Raw genomic sequence first — 19662 nt, 5'->3', positions numbered from 1 at the left:
CGGCGAGCGGGCCGCTACCCCAGGAACGCGTCGACGGCCGCCGCGAACCGTTCGGCATCGTCGACCCAGGGGTAGTGGCCCGCTCCGGGCTGCACCGAGAGGGTGGCGTCGGGGAACAGTCCCGCGAGTTCGGCCGTCGACCGGGGCGGGCTGTTCAGGTCGAACTCCCCGGTGAGCAGCAGGACGGGTGCCCCGAAGGCGCCGAGCGCCGCCCGGGTGGTCTCCGGGGTGAAGGCGCCCTCGGCGCCGAAGTGGGCGACGGCATCCCGGTTGACCGGCCGGCCGGCCGCGTGGTGCTCGCGTGCCGCGCTGTCCCACCGGCCGCAGAAGAAGGGGGTGAGGGCGTCCCAGTCGCTGCCCGTGCCCGCGGAGACGGCCTCCAGGGCGGCGAACGCCGCCGGGAACCAGGGCTCGTCCTTGCGGAGCCGCGCGAGTTCGAGCCGCGTGTCGCCGCTGATCTCGATCCCGACGGCCCGGGTGCCGGGGCCGATCAGGGCGAGCTTGCCGATGTTGCCGGGGTACCGGGCCGCGTACCCCATCGCGACGTTCGCCCCGGCGGAGTGGCCGAGCAGGTCGGTCCGGTCGAGCCCGAGGTGTTCGCGCAGCGCCTCCACGTCCTCGACGAGCCGGTCGCAGCGGTAGGAGGCGGTGTCCTCGGGAACCGCCGACCCGCCGGTGCCGGGCAGGTCGAGGAGGATCAGCCGGCGGTGGCGGGACAGGCCGCCGAGGTCGCCGAGGTACTGGGAGTCCGCGGGGCCTCCGGGGATGCAGATCACCGGCTCGCCCTCTCCGGCCGTGCGGTAGGCGAGTTGGGTTCCATCGGGTGCGCAAAAAGTGGGCATGGGGGCAGCCTGCCATCCATAACTGAGTTGTACAACCTGGTTATGAAACCGTGTCGCCGTGGCACGGTTCCGGTGTATAACCGAGCTATGACAGGTGAAGAGGGTGCGCGCCGGATCCCCGAGTCGCTGACGGAGGAGCAGGCCGGGCGGATGCTCGCGGAGATGAACGAGGTCATCCGCGCGGGCGAGGAGATGCGCAAGCTGCGCACCGAGATGATCAAGGTCTTCGCGGGCTTCGGCTGGACCCAGGACAAGATCGCCCAGCTCACCGACATGAGCCAGCCCGCCGTGTCCAAGCAGGTGGCGAAGTACAAGGCCGAGGACCCGCTCCCGCCGATCGGACTCTCCCTCGACCAGGGCGACGCGCCGTGGCTCGAAGGGCGCCTGTGGGGCCTGGCCGAGGAGATCGCCGAGGCGTACCCGGAGACCGCGCGCTGCGCCCGCCACGTCGATGCCGTCGCCCGGGGGAAGAAGCGCTTCACGCCCCGGGACGTGGACGAGCTGCGACGCCTCGTGGAGGAGGACCTGAGGCTGCACCGCGAGGAGCTGCCCGCGGCCTACCGGGAGGCGTACGACGCGATCAGCCGGGGCCTCGACGTCCCCTCGGGGGCCACGACGGACACCCCGGCCTCCGTGCGCCGCACCCTCGCCCACCGGATCCAGCGCGACCGGCTCGGCGACGGCACCTGACGGGCCGGCTCACGGGCCGGACCGGGCCGGGCCTGGGCCCGGGGGCGGCACCTGCGCCGCCGCCTCGGCCGCGCCGCCGTCCTGGCCGAACGGCCGATGCGGGCGCCCGGGCGGATCCGGCAACCTCTACGGGTCCCCCCGCACCGCCCCTCGAAGGAGGCGCCATGCTGCACGCCCTCTACCTCCTCGGCATCGCCGCCTTCGCCGCTTCCGGCGTCCTCGCCGCGCACCGCGCCAACATGGACCCCTTCGGCGGGCTCGTCCTCGCCTTCGCGGCCAGCATCTCCGGCGGGACCCTGCGCGACCTGATCCTCGACCGGCACCCGCTCTACTGGACGCACGACTGGCTGCTGCTCGTCCTCATCGGGTCCGTCGCCGTCGCCACCATGCTCTACCTGCGCCGCTGGGAGCTCCCGCAGCGCGCGCTCATGGTCGTCGACGCCGTCGGCCTCGCCGTCGTCACCGTGATCGGCGCCCGCGCCGCGATCGACGCGCACGTCACCCCCGTCGCCGTGCTCATCCTGGCCGTCCTGACGGGCGTCACCGGCGAGGTCGTCCGCGACGTGCTCTGCGGGGAGTTCCCGCCGCTGCTCCTGCGCGAAGAGGTGTACGCGACCGCCGCCCTCGCCGGGGCGCTGTCCTACCTGGGCCTGCACTGGGCCGGCGTCCCGGACACCGCCGACATCGTGGTGTCCGCCGGCTTGGTCTTCGCCCTGCGCATGACCGCGATCTTCCGCGATCTGCACCTGCCCCGGCTCCAGCGCACCACCGCCTGACGCCCCCGGTGCGGGCCTGGACGAGACCCGGCGGCCGCGTCCGCCGGTGATCGCGAAATGCCGGATGCACGCTCTTCCTGCATTGTTCTCGGAAGGGCGGTCACAGCCGCCGGCAACCGTGCCCCGAGGAGTCCCACCGTGTCTGGTCCGGCGACGATCCCTCACCTGCGCGCCGTCCCCGGCTGGATGCGCAAGCACACCCCGCTGCTGGGCCGGCTCCTGGAGCAGCTCGCCACGGTCAGGGTCCTGGACTGTGCGACCAGGCTGGCGGCCCAGGCCTTCCTCGGCGCGGTACCGGCCGTCTTCGTCATCGCGGCACTCGCCCCCGAGTGGCTCCAGGAGCAGCTGGTCACGTCCATCCGTACGACACTGGGGCTCCAGGACGCCGCACTGGACCAGGTGCGGTCGGTGTACTCCGCCGTCGACACCACGGCCGTCGCGAGCACCGGCGGGGTGGGGATCCTGGTGACGCTGCTGTCGGCGACCGCGTGCAGCCGTGCCCTGCAGAAGACCTGCGAGCGCGCCTGGCACCTGCCCAAGGCCAAGGCCAGGGTCGCCGCCTGGCGGTGGCTGGCCTGGCTCGTCGTCTGGCTGGTCGCCCTGCTGTTCCAGGGGTTGGTGCAGACGGCCTTCGGCACCGGCCGGATCACCGGTTTCACCCTCGCCGTGGCCACCGGAACCCTGCTGTGGTGGTGGACGCAGTACCTGCTGCTCGGCTCCCGCATCCCGTGGCTGCCGCTGCTGCCCGGCGCGCTCCTGGCCGGGTTCGGGGAGCAGCTCCTGACCGTGGCGTCGAGGGTCTACATGCCCCATGCCGTCGATCGCAGTCTGCAGGAGTTCGGCAGCCTCGGCTCGGTCTTCGTCCTGCTGTCCTGGCTCATCGCGTTCTTCATCGTGATCACCCTCGCCATCACCGTCGGGTACGTGGTGGCCCACGAACCGCGCCCGGCGGCCTGGCTCCGCACGCCCGAGGACCCGTCGACGCCGTGACCTCGCGCGGCTACCCCGGCCCGGCCCGGCCGGAGCCAGTGGCGCGATCGGCGCAGCGGCCGCCGGCGGCGAGGAGGGAGAGGACGGCGAGCACGGCCAGCAGGACGAGGACCAGCAGCAGGACGGTGAGCACCGTCGGGTGGTTCCACAGTGCGAACACGAGCGCGCACACGAGCAGGGCGGCGGCGGTCAGCCGGCTCCGGTGCGCCTGCACCCAGGTGCCGGCGCGCCCCGTGCGCACTCCGTGAGCGGCGCCCCACCCGGCGGCGGAGTCGGCCGCGCGCTCGGCGCCGCCGCGCACACCGCGCGGTAGGCGGCCGGCGCCGGAGAGGTAGGCGCCGAGCGCCACGACGACCCCGAGGACCAGGGCGGTCCGGATGCTGACCTTCAGGAACCGCACCAGCGTGTCGAAGACGGCCGCTGCCGCCGCCGGCGACTGGACCTGCGCCGGAAGGTGGCCGAGGTAGTAGTGGCGTGCGACGGCCAGCCCGATGCCGAAGACGAGACAGGCGGCGGCCGCACCGAGCGCCGTGGTCACCAGGGCACGTCGGCGGCGCCGGGCGAGCAGCACTCCGACGGCACCGAGGACCACCGTGAGCAGGGGCAGCCAGTTGCCGACGACGTCGAGCAGATGGACCGCACTCCGGATCTTCCCGAGCTTCTCGGACTGGAAGAGCACCATCTGCTTGTCGACGTCGGGGATCTTCTCGGCCGGGGACAGGCCGGCCTCCACGAGGTCCTGTTTGACGGTCTCCACGGCGGCGCCGACATCGAGGGTGACGGTGCCCCCCTCGACTCCCACCGCACCGCGGCCCTGACCGGTCAGCGCGTGCACCACCGCGGTGTGGGCGGCGCGGTTCGCGGTGGTCCACACCGTCTCGAACCGGTCGCTCTCGACGAACCGGGTCGCCACCTTGGAGACGGCCGCGTCCGCGGCCGAGTCCAGCTGAGGCCCCAGTGCCTTGACCGCCGTCCCGACGCGGGGCGGCAACCCCTGGGCCTCCAGCCACTTCGCCAGGTCCGAGGTGACCTGAGCACCGTCGACCCGGACATCGGCCGCATCCGTGATGCGGTGGACGGCCGCCGCCTCGATCGCCGGATCCGAGGCGAGCGGGGAGACCGTGGACACGTAGCGGTCGGTGTCCAGCACGATGTCGTGCACCCAGACGGTCAGCAGGGAGACCGGGACGAGGATGCACGTGAGCGTGATCAGCACCGCCGAGACCGAGCTCAGGGCGATCCGCCCGGCACGTGACGGACCCGTCCGCCCCGGTGCGGGCACGTCGTCGGGGAGATCGGACGGCACACTCATGGCACTCCCGGGGACGGTGCACGAGAAGACGTGCGAAGACGTGCGTGTGTCCCATGGGACACACAGGGCCGCCGGAGCCGCGCGTTCGATTGGGCTCACCGGGTGATCCGCAGCGCCGATGGAGCCTGTTTCCTCCTACAACCACACGAGGCGGCGCCGGTCTCGCCGGTGACCTCGCCCGCCGCGCCGCGTTAGACCCGTAGCCACCGGCCACCGAGCGAGGGAGACCGTATGTACGCAGCACCCGCCGCACCACTCACCCGCCGCGCGGTCCTCCGTACGGCCTTCACCGCGGCCGTGTTCGCCGGCACGGCCGCGGCGCTGGCCCCCGTACTGCGCGCCCGCCGTCCCCGCCAGACCCTCACCCCGGCCCCGCTGATCCCGGCGGGCGAGGAGACGTACCGCGGCCGGCACATCGCCGTCGACGCCGCGGGGACCAGCGTCCGGATCGACGGCCGCGCCCTGCACGTCATGCGCCGCTCCGACGGCACGTACCTCAGCGGGATCAACCACTTCCAGTCCTACGCGACCCCGCTCGAGCTCGCCCGCGCGGCCGTCGACGAACTGGGCACCACCCAGCTGGCGTTCGCCGCCGCACACCACGGGCGACAGGAGTAGCAGGGCGTGTACACCCGGCAGAACCAGAAGAACCTGACCAGCGCGGAGAAGAAGCGCTTCACGGCGGCCGTGCTCGAGCTCAAGCGCAACGGCACCTACGACGCGTTCGTCCGCACCCACGACAAGTACTTCGTTCCCGACCGCGACCGCAAACTGCGCGTCGGGCACATGTCGCCGTCCTTCTTCCCCTGGCACCGGCGCTACCTGCTGGAGTTCGAGCGCCAGCTCCAGACGGTGGACCCGGGCGTCACCGTCCCCTACTGGGACTGGACCACCGACAACAGTCCGGCCTCCTCCCTGTGGGCGGAGGACTTCCTCGGCGGGACCGGCCGGGAGAGCGACCGCCAGGTGATGACCGGACCGTTCGCCTACGGGAAGGGCAACTGGACGGTCACGGTCGGCATCACGGAAGCCGCCTTCCTCACCCGCAACCTGGGCCGGCCGGCGAATCCGATCAGCCTGCCGACCCCGGCCGAGCTCCAGTGGGCGATCGACGACCCGCTCTACGACAGCTCGCCCTGGGACTCGACGGCCGGGCGCGGCGGCTTCCGCAACAAGCTGGAGGGCTGGGCCGCCCCGAAGAGCGAGAAGTGGCGCAACCACAACAAGGTGCACCAGTGGATCGGCGGCCACATGACGGGCGGCACGGCCCCGAACGACCCAGCCTTCTGGCTGCACCACGCCTTCGTCGACCTGCTCTGGGACCGCTGGCAGCAGCGCCACCCGGCCTCCGGCTACCTGCCCGCCGCCCCGCTCGCGCTCGGCGACCTCCAGCGCGGCCGGGTGATCGCCCTCGACGAGCCCATGCCGCCGTGGGACGTCACCCCGCGCGAGATGCTCGGCCACCAGGGGCTCTACCGCTACGAGTGAGCCCCGGCGGGGAGCGGGTCGCGGCCCGACGGCACGAGGAAGGGCCCCCGCCGGACGGCGGGGGCCCTTCGGGTCACCAGGCGATTCAGCCGCCGTAGTTGCCCTCGGTGTGGTGGTCGCCGCCGCCCGAGGCGTTGATGCAGGTGTTGCCGAACGCCGGGTTCAGCAGGCCGATCACGTTGACGGTGTTGCCGCAGACGTTGACCGGGACGTGCACCGGAACCTGGAGCAGGTTGCCCGACAGGACACCGGGGGAGCCGACCGCCGCACCGTGCGCTCCGGCATCGGCAGCAGCCAGACCCGCACCGGCGGCAAGGGCGCTACCGGCGGCAGCGGTGATGACGAATGCCTTCGCGATACGCGACATCAAGATCTCCTAGAGAGGAATGGGGGTGCCGCAGGAAACAAATGCTGCGGCGTTTGACATGGCATACAACGCGGAGAGCGCCCAAGGGTCACGGTCGCTGAGCCGCCGGTGATCTCGGACCGCCCGGGAACCACGAGGACGGGGGAGCTACGAGCCGGCCGAGAAGCGGGCGGAGGAGAAGTACCGGGCGACCGGCTTGACCGCGCCCGGCGCCAGCACCTCCACCGGGGTGCCCACGCAGCCCGGCTCCCGGTACAGGGCCACCGAGCTCGTGGTCTTGTTCGTCACGGCCCGCCCGCCGCCGCCCAGAGCGGCCACGCAGCCCTTGGGGGAGTCGATGCCGTGCGGGCGGTCGTCCGTGCCGAGGTACTGGAAGGCGGGCCCGACGGCCGTCGGGGTCCCGAGGGCTGCGGTGGGGCCGTCGGCCGCGTACGCGCTGCCGCCGGCCGCCGCTCCGGCCGTGGCCGTGGCCGCCAGCAGCAGGACGGGGACCGATCCGGCCCGGACGAGGCTCCGAATGGTGTGGGGGAGAGACAGGGATCGCATGCCCCGCCCAACCCGGCGCGCCCCCGGCGGGGTCACGCCTTGTCACCCCGCGCATGCCTGTGCGACGGTGCGACCGGCGCTGAGCCCGACCCCCTCGGGAGCCCCGGCACCAGGAGCCCCGACCCCAAGAGCCCCGACCCCAGGAGGACGTGATGGCCGCATCGGCGAGCGGGACCCCGGACCGGGCCCGTCCCCGGGTCCGGACCACCCACGGCGAGGTCGAGGGCAGGACCGGGCCGGGCGGCATCGTCGTCTTCCGGGGCATTCCCTACGCCGCCCCGCCCGTCGGGCCCCTCCGGTTCGCCGCGCCCGAGCCCCCCGAAGCCTGGGACGGCGTCCGCGACGCGGGAGCGTACGGGCCCACCGCGCCCAAGGTGCCCTACCCCGAGGCGTTCGCCGCGCTGCTGCCGGACCCCGACGTCCCCGGGGACGACTGCCTGAACCTCAACGTGTGGACCCCGGAACCGGCGCCCTCGGCCCGGCTGCCCGTCATGGTGTGGATCCACGGCGGCGCCCTCACCCGCGGCTCCTCGGCCGTGCCCGTCTACGAGGGCTCCGCCTTCGCCCGCGACGGGGTGGTGCTCGTCTCCGTCAACTACCGCCTGGGCGTCCTCGGCTACGGCCTCTTCCCCGACGCCCCCGCCAACCGCGGGCTGCTCGACCAGATCGCCGCCCTGGCCTGGGTACGGGAGAACATCGCGGCCTTCGGCGGAGACCCCGCCCGGGTCACCGTCTTCGGCGAATCCGCCGGAGCCATCAGCATCGGCGCCCTCCTCGCCGCGCCCCGCGCCGCCGGCCTCTTCCACCAGGCCGTCCTGCAGAGCGGCGCCCCCGAGGCGCTGCCGCGGGACAAGGTGCGCGCCATGGTCCGGCGGATGGCCGCGCTGCTCAAGGTGCCCGCCACCGCCGAGGCCTTCACCCGGACGGCCCTGCCCGATCTGCTCGCCGCCCAGGCGGCCGTACTGCGCCGCTCCTCACCCCTGCTCGGCGGGCCCGCCTTCGGCCTGGTCGCGGACCCCGAGACGCTGCCGCCCGATCCGCTCGAAGCGGCGGCCGCGCGGGGCGACGTACCGCTGCTGCTGGGCTGGACCGCCGAGGAGTACCGGCTCTGGCTGGCCCCGACCGGCACGATGCGGCTGCTGGACCGGCTGGGGCCGCTGTCCGTGGCCCTGGGCCGGATCCGCTCGGGCAAGGACCGGGCCGCCGTACGGGCGCTGCGCGCGGAGCGGCCCGGCGCGGGACCGGCCGACCTCCTCGGGCACCTGCTCACCGACCGGCTGCTGCGCGATCCGCTGCGCGCGCTGGCGGGCGCGGCCGGGCGGAGCGCGCCGAGCTTCGTGTACGAGTTCGCGTGGCCGTCCGGGGTCGCGGGGCTCGGGTCCTGCCACGCCCTGGAGCTGGGCTTCGTCTTCGACACCCTGGACGTCCCCGAGGCGTCCTGGCTGGCCGGGCCGGACGCCCCGCAGGAACTGGCCGGGGAGATGCACGGGGCCTGGGTGCGCTTCGCCGTCGACGGGGACCCGGGCTGGGCGCCCTGGAAGGGCGACGGCCCGCCGAAGCTGTTCGGCGGGCCGGTGCGCGGGGAGCCGGTGCGCGGGGAGCCGGCGAGTGCGGCGCCGGGGCGCGCGGCGCCGGTGCGCGTGGCCGCGGAGGCTACTCGACCGGTCCTTCCATGACCTTGCTGATGAACTGGATCGGGCCCTCGCCCATGTTGGGCACGTAGGTCTTGGCGTTGTGCTGGCCGCCCTGGATGATCCTCAGGTTGGTGTGGATCGGCCCCTTGCCGTAGTCGGCGATGAACTTCTGCACGTTCGGCAGGGTGCTCTTGTTGCTCTCGTTCGTGCCGACCTGGAAGGCCAGGTAGACGTCCGGGCCGCCCTTCTTGGCGATCAGCGCCTTGGCGAGCAGCTGGGGGTTGTTCTCCGCCTTCTCCTTGTCGTGGCCCTTCCACAGGGAGGAGTCGGGGACGATGTCGGGGCCGGAGCAGATCGCGGCCTTGAACTTCTCCGGGTGCTTCAGCACGGCCTTCAGGCTGGCGAAGCCGCCGGTGGACGAGCCCATGTAGGCCCAGCCGTCCCGGGACTTGACCGTGCGGAAGTTCTGCCGCATCAGGTCCGGGACGTCATCGGTGAGCCAGGTGCCCATCTTGGGCTGGCCCGGGATGTCGGAGCCGTCCCAGTAGACGCCCTTGTCGTCCGGGCCCGGGTTCAGCACCGGCATGGCCAGGATGAAGGGCTTGCTCTTCCCCTCGGAGTACCACTTGCTGATGCTGGTCTGGAGGCCCAGGTCGGTGCCCATCCAGTAGTTGTTCGGATAACCGGCGCCGCCGGGCAGCGCGATCATGACCGGGAAGCCGCTCTTGGCGAACTTCGGGTCGTTGTACTCCTTGGGCGCCCACACCCAGACCTTGCCCTTGAAGCCGGACTTCTTGCCGGTGATCGTGGTGACGGCGACGTGCGTGCCGTCGGGCAGGGTCATCGAGTTCTTGAAGTCGGCCGCCGGGCCGGTGGGCATCGACATCTTCGAGTTCGGCGGCGGCGTGGGAACCGCTGCCCCACCGGTGTCGCCCCCGGCGGAGCCGGACGGCGGCAGCTGCCCGAAGGAGACCGAGTCGCCCTTGTCGGTGAAGGGCGGTATCTCGTAGTGGCTCATCACGAGCGAGGCGACGGCCGCGAGCGCGAGGACGGAGGCACCCGCGATCACCCACCGCCGGACCCGGGACGGCCGACGCGGCTCGCCGGGGGGCGGCGGAAGCGGCTGGCCGTACTGCTGCCCGTACTGCTGGCCGTACTGGTGCCCGTACTGCTGGTCGTACGGCTCGCCGTATGGCTGCTGCTGGTAGGGCCCTTCCGAGCGGTACGGCTGCTGCTGTCCGTCGGGTGCGTGCGACATGTGCGGTTGCTCTCCGGCTGGTGCTGCCCCGTGGGGGCGGGGTGGGACTGCTTTCGATCGAAAGATGCGCGTACGTGCCCGGAGGTTCCCGATTTTTACCTCTCTTGGGGTTCCGGCCTGTTCGCCGGACATCCGTGACCATCCCTGGCTTCCGCACATGCCGGTCGGTACGGTACCTCCGCGCCGCCCAGCCCCCTGTCCCCTGCCCGGAGGTAACGCCCGTGTTCGGTATGCCCCTCCAGCGCCGGATCCTGATCCTGGTCTCCGGCGTCGTCCTGCTCGCCGCCATCGGTGCGCTCGCCGTCGTACGGGCCTCCTCGCACGCCGAGCAGAGGAACCGGGTCCGGGCCGGCGGGCCGCCGATCACCCCCGGCCCGGTGTCCCTCGCCGCAGGTGAGGGCGGCCGGCGGATCGTGTTCCGGAACATGGCCTGGGGCCCGCACCGCGACGAGCTCGCCACCGCGCCGGCCGGCGCGCCCGAAGGTCCGCGTACCGCCTCCGGGGTCAGCTGCCTGCGCTTCCACGCGGCGGCCGGTACCGGGGTCTGCCTCCAGGCCGACAAGGCCGGGGTGCAGGACGGCTACAAGGCGGTGGTCCTCGACGCCCGGCTGAAGGAGGTCGCCTCCCGCCCGCTGGCCGGCATCCCGACCCGGGCCCGGGTCTCGCCCGGCGGCCACCTCGTCGCCTGGACGGTCTTCGTCGGCGGGGACTCGTACGCCGGTACGAACTTCTCGACCCGGACCTCCCTGCTGGACCTGCGCAGCGGGACGTACGCCGCCTCGCTGGAGGACTTCACCATCCACAAGGACGGCAGGACGTACCGCACCGCGGACGTCAACTTCTGGGGGGTCACCTTCGCCGCCGACGAGCGGACCTTCTACGCGACGCTCGGCACCGCCGGCCGGACCCACCTGGTCCGCGGCGACCTCGCGGCGCGCACGGTGACCACACTGCGCGAGAACCTGGAATGCCCGTCGCTGTCGCCCGACGGGACCCGGCTGGTGTTCAAGAAGAGGGTGCCGGGCCTGCCGGCGGACGCGCCGTGGCGGCTGTACGTCCTGGACCTCGCCACCCTGGCCGAGGTCCCGCTCGCCGAGCAGCGCAGCGTCGACGACCAGGTGGTGTGGACCGACGACCGGACCGTCGTCTACTCGCTCCCCGGGGACTTCGGCGCCGACCTGTACTCCCTGCCCGCCGACGGCGGCGGGACCCCGGCCCGGCTGATGACCTCGGCCCTCGCCCCCGCCTTCCTCGGCTGACACCGGGAAGAGGGGGCGGGGCAGGGCGTCCGGGACTTCGGAGAAGGACCGTTACGCCGGGATGAGCGTCTTGCGGCGCCGTTTGCGCTGCGCCGCGGCCGACATCCGCAGCTCGATCACCGACCGCACGGTCGGCCACTCCTCGTCGAGGATCGAGTAGAAGGCCGTACTGCGCACGGCTCCGTCCAGGCCCCGCGAATGGGCCCGGCGGACCCCCTCGCTGGTGAAGCCGAGCCGCTCCATCGCGGCGCGCGAGCGTCCGTTGCGGGCGTCCGCGCGCAGCGAGATCCGCCGGACGCCCCAGGTCTCGAAGGCGTGGCGGAGCATGAGCAGCTTCGCCTCGGTGTTGATGCCGGTGCCCTGGGCCGCCGGGGACAGCCAGGTATTGCCGATCTCGGCGGCATCGGGGATCGCCGTCGCCGGATCGCCGAACGGGACGCCCGGCACGGCGGGCCACACCAGGGGCCCCTGCCAGTAGTCGAGTTCCAGGAACCGGGTCGAACCGACCACCCGACCGTCGGTGGCTCTGACCACCGCGAACGGGAGCGATCGACCCGCCGCCTGATCGGCGAGGGCACGGTCGATGTACTCGTGTGACGCCTGCAGCCCGTGCGGTACGGGGGTGAAGGCGTAAGTCGTACGATCCTCGGCCCCGGCCAGGGCCAAGGCCTCGGTGTGGTGGGGGGCGAGGGGCTCAAGCCGCACGGAGCGGCCGGCGAGGAGTACGGGTACGGGCACGGAGCCTTCGGTCCTTCTAGGCGGTGGGGTGGTTGCACAGTCTGCGTCCCTGACGTCGCCCCCCGTGCAAAACACGAGTGAAAGGCAACGGGCTGTCAGGTGAACGCGAGTGGCTCAATGTAGCTCCTTAGACTCCTTTCATGAACCCCCAAATTGGCAATGGCGTGACACTCTTTTTTGAGGACTTGGGTCCCCGCCACGGAGCCCCCGTAATCCTGATCCACGGACATCCGCATCGCCACTCGATGTGGGCTCCCCAGGTGGCGGCGCTGACCACGGCCGGTTACCGAGTGATCACCCCTGACCTGCGGGGATACGGGAAAAGTCCGGTGCTGCCGGGCAAAACGCTGCTCGCGGACTTCGCCGATGATCTGGTTGATCTGCTCGACCGTCTGGGCGTCGAACAGGCGGTCGTCGGCGGTGTGTCCATGGGCGGCCAGATCGCCATGGAGATGCGACTCGGCCACCCGGGCCGGGTGCGGGCCCTCGTTCTCTCCGACACCTCCTCTCCGCCGGAAACGCAGGAGGGCAAAACCTTCCGCCGGAACCTTGCCGAACGGCTCCTCGCGGAGGGAATGAAGCCCTATGCCGACGAGGTCATCGACAAGATGCTCGCGCCGTACAACGTGACCGGGATGCCGGAGGCGGCGGCCGAGGTCACCCGGATGATGTGCGCGACCGCCCCCGAGGGCGCGGCGGCCGCCCTGCGCGGGCGCGCCGAACGGCCCGACTACGCCCCGGTGCTCGCGGCGCTGCCGGCCGAGGTGCCCTGCCTGATCGTGGTCGGCCGGGACGACGTCTACACCCCGGTCGCCGAGGCCGAGTCCCTGCACGCGCTGGTCCCGCACTCGGTGCTCGCCGTGGTGGAGCGGGCCGGGCACCTGCCGGGCGTGGAACAGCCGGAGGCCTTCAACCGGGCGCTGCTGGAGTTCCTCGAGGGAATCTGACCGGCGTCGCGCGCGGCCACCTGGCCCCGGACGGGCGTACGACCACCCCGGCCGGGGCTTTCGGCTGTCCGGAGGGTGACGAACGGGGCTACCGGGCGCCGGACGCCCGGTGTCAGTCTGTCTGCAGGGTGGTGCGCAGCCGGTAGCGGTCCCCGCTGTACTCCACCGTGGACAGCAGCAGCGGCCGCTGGTCCTTGGTGTACACCGTCTGGTCGAGTACGAGCACCGGCGCGCCCTCGGCGATGCCCAGGTGCCCGGCGAGCTCCCCGTCGGCGTTGCGCGCCTCGATGGTCGCCTCGGCACGGTCGGGTTCCACGCCCCAGCGGCGCAGTTCCTCGAAGAGGGAGGTCTCGCGGAAGTCCGTACGGGCGAGGTCGGGCGCGAGGTCGGAGACGACCAGGGTGCGGTCGACGGCGATCCGCACGTCGTTGAGCAGCCGGACCCGCTCCAGGCGCAGCAGCGGGGTGCCGGCGGGCACGTCGAGGCGGTCGGCGTCGTCCAGGGACGCGGTGACGGTGTCGTGGCGCAGGACCACCGAGCTGGCACGCATGTGCTTGCGCCGCGCGGTGGCGGTGAAGGACTCCAGGTCCTTGGGCCACTCGCGGGCGGGCGTGGGCGCCACCGGTGCCGCGACGAACCAGCCGCGCCCGTGGGACGCGGTGACCAGGCCCTGATCGACGAGGTGGGCGAGTGCGCGGCGCAGGGTGACGCGGGAGACGTCCAGCCGGGTGCACAGCTCGCGCTCGGGCGGCAGCTTGCTGCCCTCGGACAGTCCGCGACGGGCGATCTCCTCGCGGATCCGGTCCGCGGCCTGGGTCCACAGGGGATCGGCCGCACGGGCGGTCGAGGCGGTGGCGGCGATGGCAGCGTCGTCGGTCATGGATCACACCATACCACTTGCTACCACTTTGCCTCGGCTGCCGATCGCGGGGTGGGGGGAGTCGTCGCGAGCCCGTCGGGACTCTGCCGGGACTTAGGGCCCGACCTTGATATTTCCTTAAAGACCACAAGAGACCACTGTTGACCAATCCAAAACCACTGGTTACCTTCGAGTCGTCCCCACCACCCCGCTCGACGAGGAGCACCAGATGAGTACGGCCACCGCCGCGGTCACACCGGCCGCCGGAAAGAAGCCGGGCCGGATCATGCCGGTCATGCAGCGCATCGGCCGCAGCCTGATGCTGCCCGTGGCCACGCTGCCGGCGGCCGCCCTGCTGACCCGCCTCGGCGGCGCCGACCTGCTGGGCCGCGAGAACTTCCCGATGATCATCCAGAAGCTCGCGATGGTCCTGGCCGCCGCCGGAACCACGGTCTTCGAGAACCTGCCGCTGCTCTTCGCGGTCGGCGTGGCCGTCGGCTTCGCCAAGAAGTCCGACGGCTCCACCGGCCTGGCCGCCGTGGTCGGCTACCTCGTCTTCAAGGCCGTACTGGCCAGCAAGGCCTTCCCGGAAGGCGCGGACGGCGAGCGGCTGGACGCCAAGGTGCTCGGCGGCATCGTCATGGGCCTCGTCGTGGCACTGCTCTACCAGCGCTACAGCCGCAAGAAGCTGCCCGACTGGCTGGGCTTCTTCGGCGGCCGCCGGCTCGTGCCGATCCTGAGCGCCTTCGCCGGCGTCGGCATGGGCGTGGTATTCGGAGTGGTCTGGCCGACCGTCGGCAACTGGTTCTTCCACTTCGGCGAGTGGCTCGTCGGCACCGGCGCCTGGGGCGCGGGCCTCTTCGGCGTCGTCGTCCGGGCCCTCATCCCGATCGGGATGCACCACTTCTTCTCGTTCTTCCCCTGGTTCGAGGCGGGCTCCTTCGTCAACCCGGCCACCGGCGACCTGGTCCACGGCGACATCTTCCGCTTCCAGGCCGGCGACCCGACCGCGGGTCAGTTCATGACCGGCGGCTTCCCGATCTACATGTTCGCCCTGCCGGCCGCCGCCATGGCCATCGCCCACACCGCGCGCCCCGAGAACCGGGCCATGGTCAAGGGCATGATGATCTCCGTCGCGCTGACCTCCTTCGTCACCGGCGTGACCGAGCCCATCGAGTTCGCCTTCATGTTCGTGGCCCCGCTCCTCTACGCGATCCACGCCTTCCTCTTCGGCGTCTCGATGGCCGTCTGCTACGCCCTCGGCATCCGCGACGGCTTCGGCTTCTCCTCCGGCGCCATCGACTACATCGTGAACTTCGGCATCGCGACCAAGCCCTGGCTGCTCATCCCGATCGGCCTGGCCTTCGCCGCCATCTACTACGTGCTCTTCCGCTGGGCGATCGTGAAGTTCGACCTCCCGACCCCGGGCCGTGAACGCGACGAGGACGGCAACCCGCTCTCCAAGGCCGACGCCTCCGTCTGAGCCCGAGCGGGTAACCCCGCCCGGCCCGGCCTCACCCGGCCCCGTTCCGGCCGACCACCCCGCACGATCGCCCGCCCCCGCCCGCCCGAAACGGCGGGGGCGGGCGACCCCCAGACTTCTCTAAGGACCCCCCACCATGTCCGGATCCCGCATCACGTTCCTCGAAGGCCAGACCGACCAGGGCGCAGCCCTCGCCCGGATCGCCGACCGTGTCCGCACCCAGCTCGCCTCCCCGGAGCTCGCCGGGCTGCGCGCCGCCGAGCGCCCCCTGTTCACCGGCATCGGAGCCTCGTACGCCGCCCTCGCCGTCCCCGTACAGCAGCTCCGCGAGGCCGGGATCGTCACCCAGCGCGTGCTGTCCAGCGAGATCGAGAACGGCACCGACGGCTTCGACACCGACTGCCTGATCGCCGTCTCCCAGGGCGGCCGCAGCTCCGAGACCATCGCCGCCTTCGAGTGCGCGGCCCCCGGCATCACGAAGACCGCGCTGCTCAACGTGGTCCCCTCGCCGCTCGGCGACCTCGCCGACCTCACCGTGGACCTCGGCAACGAGCCCGACTCGTACGCCTCGACCATCGGCTACACCGGCACCATCGTGGCCCTCGACCTGATCGCCGGTGCCGTCGCGGGCCGCGACGGCGACCCGTGGGGCGAGATCGCCGAGCAGACCACTGCGATCCACACGCAGGCCACTGAGATCGTGGCGGGCCTGCGGGAGCGCGGCGCCCGCTGCATCGCCTCCGACGGCGTGGCGGCCGGGGCCTCCCGGGCCTCCGCCGAGGAGGGCTCGCTGCTGCTGCGCGAGGTCGTGCGGATGACCGCGGCGCACTCGGCGACCCGCAACTACCTGCACGGCGAGATGGAGTCGGCGGGCAACACCCTCCACCTCGTCTACGGCGACGGCCGCGAGATCGAGCTGGCCCGCTCGCTGGCGGGCGCGGGCCACCTCACGCTGCTCATGACCACGGCCGAGGTGGAGCCGGCGGACAGCCTGTCGGTCGTCCGCCTGCCCGAGGTCGCGGACGCGGTCCGGGTGGTCCTGGAGACGGTGGTCCTGCAGGAGCTGGTCGCCCAGCTCAGCGCCGAGCGGGACGTCCCGATCGAGTCCTTCGTCTTCGCCAACGACGACACCAAGCAGGGCGGCCTCGACATGTCCGACTTCGAGGTCGCGGCCTTCACCCAGGCCTGAGCCCCGGCCCCGGCCCGGACCCAGCCCCACCCCCATCCCCACGGCCCGCGGATCCTCCGGATCCTCCGGATCCTCCGGATCCCGCGGGCCGTGGGGTTCGGCGTACCTGAGATCATCCGGGGATGGACTTCGTGACGGAACTGACCCGCTTCGCGGCCACCGGCCGCCTCGGCGACTTCCATGTGGGCGCGCACCTCTACGACCTGGTGGCGGCGAAGGGCGAGCCCGAATGGTCGGACCGGGTGGACGAGGAGAGTCCCTGGCCGCACTGGTACTGCTACGGCGACCTCCAGATCGTCTTCTGCGAATGCCGGCTGCTGGAGCGGATGTACGTCCCCGCATGGCATGCGGAGCTGGAGGTGCAGGGGACCGGCCGGGACGCGGCGTACACCGTGCGCACCAGGGTCACCGAGCCGGAGCTCACCGCCGCGTTCACCCGGGCCGGTCTGGTGTGGCAAACGCTGACGTACGCGAACCTGCCGGACCAGCGGACCCTGGTCACCGAGCCCACGCCCGGGGCCATGACCGGTTTCCTCTTCGCCCCGCCAGCCGGGGACGACGACGGGCGCCCGGAGGGGCCGCAGGCGGCGAAGGGGGCGGACTGGGTGCTCTACAAGGCCTCGACGGCCGTCCTGTGCGACCACGCCTGCCCGGATCCCGCCGGCTTCCGCCCCGACGACGGCTACGGGGCCTGAGGTGGAGGGCGTACTGCGCCAGTTGGGCTCCGTCGGCCCCTTCTTCACCGTGGCGTACGGGAAGGAGCCGCCCGGCCCCGGCTTCCGGCCGCTCGACGAGCTGTACGGGGAGCAGCTCGGGGCCTACGTGGGCGAGGTCGGCCGGCGGATCGGGAGCGGGCCAGGGCGGGTGGCGGCTTCGACCGCGCAGTTCGGGATCGCCTCGCGGCTCTGGTCGCTCGGGCTCGGCTGCGCCGTGCTCTCCGGACGGGTCCCGGACCTCGGACCCGGCGGCCTGTGGTGGCGGCTGCCCGGCGCGGGCTCGCTGGAGCTGTGGCTGCCCGAGCCCGCCGAACTCCCCGCCGAACTCCCCGGGGAAACCCAGGCGCGGGCCCTCGCGGACACCGTGCTCGGCAACCTCGCGGTGCTCGACACCGCGCTGCGCGAGCGCTTCGGCGTCTCGCCGCGGGTGCTGCGCGGCAACGCGGCCTCCGGGCTGGTCGGGGCCGTCCGGGTGCTCACGGACCGGGTGCCGGGGGAGGCGGCGGCGCTGCTGGCCGCGGAGCTCCTGGCCGACGGCGGGCCGCTCGGCGGGACCGGCACCTATGTCCACGAACCCGGCCTCGGGGTTGCCTTCGTGCGCCGCAGCTGCTGCCTGTACTACAAGGTGCCGGGCGGCGGGCTCTGCGGGGACTGCGTCCTGCGGACCAGGTGAACGGCGAGGGGCCACCGGGGAGCGGTCGTGCCGCTCCCCGGTGGCCCCCCTGGTGCCACTGATCGGAAGGCCGGAGGGCCCGGGGATCAGAAGGTCAGGTTCCAGGCGTCGATCTTGCCCGTGTCCTGGCTGGCGTTGTCGTTCACGCGCAGCGTCCAGACGCCGTTGGCCACCTCGGAGGAGGCGTTGACGGTGAAGGTCTGGACGATGTTGTCCGCGCTGCCGCCGGTCCGGTTGTGCAGGACGTAGACCGAACCGTCCGGGGCCACGAGGTCGACCTTGAGGTCACCGATGTAGGTGTGCTTGATGTCCACGCCCACCTTGAGGGTGGTCGGCGCGTTGCCGGTCACCCCGCTCACGGTGATGGCGCTGTTCACGGTCGTGTTGTCCGGGACGGTGACATCGGTGAGGTTCTCGAAGTACTTGCCGGTGGGCGGCGGGGTCGAGCCGCCGACCGCCTTCAGCGCGTCGACCTGGCCCTCGCCGAAGAACCCGTTGTTGGCCGTGGTCCCCTTGCAGCGGCTGTCCGACGGGCAGGCGACGTCGTTGGCCTGGGTGCCCAGCGCGGTGCGGATCTGCGCCGGGGTGAAGGTCGGGTTGGCGCTGGCGATGAGCGCCGCGACGCCCGCGACGTGCGGGGAGGCCATCGACGTACCGCTCATGGAGCTGTAGCCGCCGCCCGGCACGGTGGAGTAGACGCTGCTGCCCGGCGCCGCGACGTCGATGACGCCCTGGCCGAAGTTGGAGAACGAGGCCTTGGTGGTTCCGGTGCCGTTGGCCGCGACCGTGACCACGCCCGGGAGCTCGGTCGGGATGTCGAGGCAGGCGTTGGTGATGGTCCGGGTGGTCGGCGTCGAGTCGTTGGGGCTCGCCGAGTCCGTGGTCTTGTTGGCGAGGTCGTAGTTCTCGTTGCCCGCCGCGGCGACCTGGAGCGAGCCCTTGCTCTCCGCGTACTCCTGGGCGCGCTTGACGCCCTCGATGATCGCGGCCTGGTCGACGTTGTCCGGGCAGTTGAACTGCCACGGGTCCGTGTAATAGCTGTTGTTGGTGACCTTGAACCCGTGGTCGCCGGACCACACGAAGGCGCAGATGGTGTTCTCCGCGAAGAACAGCGAGGTGCCCGGCTCGGCCACGCGGACCGAGGAGATCTTCACGCCCGGGGCCACGCCGATGACGCCCTTGCCGTTCTTGGCGGCTGCCACGGAGCCGGCCACGTGCGTGCCGTGGGTGCCCACGTCACGCCAGGCACCGACCCGGGTGTCCGGCTTGCCGTAGGCGCAGGAGGCGGAGTCGGCGGCGTTGAAGTTCGGCGCCAGGTCCTGGTGCTGGTCGTCGACGCCGGTGTCCAGGATGCCGACCTTGACGGAGGCGGAGCCGGTGTTCACGGCCCAGGCCTGGTCGGCCTTGATCTGGGTCATGTCGGCGCGTGCGGGCTCGCCCGCGGGAGTCGTCGACTGGGACGGGTTCGCGGGCAGCGCCGGGTTGTAGGCGTCGGCCGGTACGTCCGAGGTGCGCGTCGCGCCGACCTTCTGGACCCCGCTGACCCCGCGCAGGGTGGCGGCGAAGGTCGAGGAGGTCGAGTGGGCGACGATCACGCCGATCTGGTCGTAGTACGAGAAGACCGTGCCGCCGTTCGCCGTGACGGCGGAACGGACCGCGGAGCTGTCACCGGCGGCGGTGATCACTACGTAGGCACGGGTGCCGGCAGCCCAGGTCGCACTCTGGGAAGTCGGCGCCGGGGCCTGGGCCTTGGCGGGTGCGGAGGCCTCGGGAATGCCGGCCGGGGAGACGGGCGCCGTGCCGGCGAGCGCGGTCGGTGCTCCGAGGGCCAGGGCGCCCAGGGCGGCCGCCAGTACGAGGGTGCGTCGAGGTCGGCTGGATATGTGGGGTATCAA

At 72.4% G+C, this 19662-nt stretch carries 20 protein-coding genes; 12 read left to right on the top strand and 8 right to left on the bottom strand.

Going from position 1 to position 19662, the window contains the following annotated elements; genetic code table 11:
* Positions 1–14: 14 nt before the first annotated feature.
* The gene (locus ACODT5_RS18985) at positions 15–842 is read right to left on the bottom strand and encodes an alpha/beta fold hydrolase (RefSeq protein WP_422520495.1); all 828 of its coding nucleotides are present in this window, start codon (positions 840–842) and stop codon (positions 15–17) included.
* A gap of 87 nt (positions 843–929) precedes the next feature.
* On the opposite strand from ACODT5_RS18985, the gene ACODT5_RS18980 reads away from it, so the two are divergent.
* From ACODT5_RS18980 to ACODT5_RS18970, 3 genes are all read left to right on the top strand, one after another.
* Positions 930–1532 carry a sigma-70 family RNA polymerase sigma factor gene (locus ACODT5_RS18980; protein ID WP_422520494.1) on the top strand — a complete coding sequence of 201 codons (603 nt, stop codon included), beginning with the start codon at positions 930–932 and terminating at the stop codon, positions 1530–1532.
* Positions 1533–1696: 164 nt separating this feature from the next.
* Complete coding sequence (locus tag ACODT5_RS18975) at positions 1697–2308, top strand: trimeric intracellular cation channel family protein (RefSeq protein ID WP_422520493.1); 612 nt, start codon at positions 1697–1699, stop codon at positions 2306–2308.
* A gap of 138 nt (positions 2309–2446) precedes the next feature.
* Complete coding sequence (locus tag ACODT5_RS18970; RefSeq protein ID WP_422520492.1) at positions 2447–3298, top strand: YhjD/YihY/BrkB family envelope integrity protein; 852 nt, start codon at positions 2447–2449, stop codon at positions 3296–3298.
* A gap of 10 nt (positions 3299–3308) precedes the next feature.
* On the opposite strand, the gene ACODT5_RS18965 is transcribed toward ACODT5_RS18970, so the two are convergent.
* Positions 3309–4610, bottom strand: a complete 1302-nt coding sequence (locus ACODT5_RS18965) for a hypothetical protein (protein ID WP_422520491.1) — start codon at positions 4608–4610, stop codon at positions 3309–3311.
* 231 nt (positions 4611–4841) lie between these two features.
* On the opposite strand from ACODT5_RS18965, the gene ACODT5_RS18960 reads away from it, so the two are divergent.
* Positions 4842–5228 carry a tyrosinase family oxidase copper chaperone gene (locus ACODT5_RS18960; RefSeq protein WP_385369951.1) on the top strand — a complete coding sequence of 129 codons (387 nt, stop codon included), beginning with the start codon at positions 4842–4844 and terminating at the stop codon, positions 5226–5228.
* 6 nt (positions 5229–5234) lie between these two features.
* The gene (locus tag ACODT5_RS18955) at positions 5235–6098 is read left to right on the top strand and encodes a tyrosinase family protein (protein WP_422520490.1); all 864 of its coding nucleotides are present in this window, start codon (positions 5235–5237) and stop codon (positions 6096–6098) included.
* Between the two features lie 85 nt (positions 6099–6183).
* On the opposite strand, the gene ACODT5_RS18950 is transcribed toward ACODT5_RS18955, so the two are convergent.
* The gene (locus ACODT5_RS18950; protein WP_327256710.1) at positions 6184–6465 is read right to left on the bottom strand and encodes a chaplin; all 282 of its coding nucleotides are present in this window, start codon (positions 6463–6465) and stop codon (positions 6184–6186) included.
* Between the two features lie 147 nt (positions 6466–6612).
* Positions 6613–7011, bottom strand: coding sequence for a hypothetical protein (locus tag ACODT5_RS18945; RefSeq protein ID WP_422520489.1), 399 nt, complete (start codon positions 7009–7011; stop codon positions 6613–6615).
* Positions 7012–7163: 152 nt separating this feature from the next.
* Here ACODT5_RS18945 and ACODT5_RS18940 point away from each other — a divergent pair, with 152 nt between their 5' ends.
* Positions 7164–8687, top strand: coding sequence for a carboxylesterase/lipase family protein (locus tag ACODT5_RS18940; RefSeq protein WP_422520488.1), 1524 nt, complete (start codon positions 7164–7166; stop codon positions 8685–8687).
* Here the strand turns inward: ACODT5_RS18940 and ACODT5_RS18935 are convergent.
* Positions 8665–9903: an alpha/beta hydrolase gene (locus ACODT5_RS18935; RefSeq protein WP_422520487.1), complete on the bottom strand. Its 1239-nt coding sequence runs from the start codon at positions 9901–9903 to the stop codon at positions 8665–8667. The two genes, ACODT5_RS18940 and ACODT5_RS18935, sit on opposite strands and share 23 nt — an antisense overlap.
* A 230-nt stretch (positions 9904–10133) precedes the next feature.
* Between ACODT5_RS18935 and ACODT5_RS18930 the strand changes: the two genes are divergently transcribed.
* Positions 10134–11162, top strand: a complete 1029-nt coding sequence (locus ACODT5_RS18930) for a TolB family protein (RefSeq protein ID WP_422524963.1) — start codon at positions 10134–10136, stop codon at positions 11160–11162.
* A 51-nt stretch (positions 11163–11213) separates the two neighbouring features.
* Here the strand turns inward: ACODT5_RS18930 and ACODT5_RS18925 are convergent, their stop codons facing one another.
* Complete coding sequence (locus tag ACODT5_RS18925; protein WP_422520486.1) at positions 11214–11900, bottom strand: GNAT family N-acetyltransferase; 687 nt, start codon at positions 11898–11900, stop codon at positions 11214–11216.
* A 140-nt stretch (positions 11901–12040) separates the two neighbouring features.
* Here ACODT5_RS18925 and ACODT5_RS18920 point away from each other — a divergent pair, with 140 nt between their 5' ends.
* Complete coding sequence (locus ACODT5_RS18920; RefSeq protein ID WP_422520485.1) at positions 12041–12847, top strand: alpha/beta fold hydrolase; 807 nt, start codon at positions 12041–12043, stop codon at positions 12845–12847.
* A 112-nt stretch (positions 12848–12959) separates the two neighbouring features.
* Here ACODT5_RS18920 and ACODT5_RS18915 read toward each other — a convergent pair whose 3' ends face one another.
* Positions 12960–13727 carry a GntR family transcriptional regulator gene (locus ACODT5_RS18915; RefSeq protein ID WP_422520484.1) on the bottom strand — a complete coding sequence of 256 codons (768 nt, stop codon included), beginning with the start codon at positions 13725–13727 and terminating at the stop codon, positions 12960–12962.
* A 208-nt stretch (positions 13728–13935) separates the two neighbouring features.
* Here ACODT5_RS18915 and ACODT5_RS18910 point away from each other — a divergent pair, with 208 nt between their 5' ends.
* From ACODT5_RS18910 to ACODT5_RS18895, 4 genes are all read left to right on the top strand, one after another.
* On the top strand, positions 13936–15189 hold the full coding sequence (locus ACODT5_RS18910; protein ID WP_422520483.1) for a PTS transporter subunit EIIC: 1254 nt from the start codon (positions 13936–13938) through the stop codon (positions 15187–15189).
* 136 nt (positions 15190–15325) lie between these two features.
* Positions 15326–16378, top strand: coding sequence for an SIS domain-containing protein (locus tag ACODT5_RS18905; RefSeq protein ID WP_422520482.1), 1053 nt, complete (start codon positions 15326–15328; stop codon positions 16376–16378).
* A gap of 122 nt (positions 16379–16500) precedes the next feature.
* Entirely contained in the window at positions 16501–17073 is a 573-nt protein-coding gene (locus ACODT5_RS18900; protein ID WP_422520481.1) for a hypothetical protein, read from the top strand.
* Between the two features lies 1 nt (position 17074).
* Positions 17075–17767: a (2Fe-2S)-binding protein gene (locus ACODT5_RS18895; protein WP_422520480.1), complete on the top strand. Its 693-nt coding sequence runs from the start codon at positions 17075–17077 to the stop codon at positions 17765–17767.
* Positions 17768–17853: 86 nt separating this feature from the next.
* On the opposite strand, the gene ACODT5_RS18890 is transcribed toward ACODT5_RS18895, so the two are convergent.
* Complete coding sequence (locus ACODT5_RS18890) at positions 17854–19662, bottom strand: S8 family serine peptidase (protein WP_422520479.1); 1809 nt, start codon at positions 19660–19662, stop codon at positions 17854–17856.

Source organism: Streptomyces tatrensis (assembly GCF_049310065.1).
Classification (GTDB): domain Bacteria; phylum Actinomycetota; class Actinomycetes; order Streptomycetales; family Streptomycetaceae; genus Streptomyces.
This window is presented reverse-complemented; position numbering and strand designations above follow the sequence as displayed.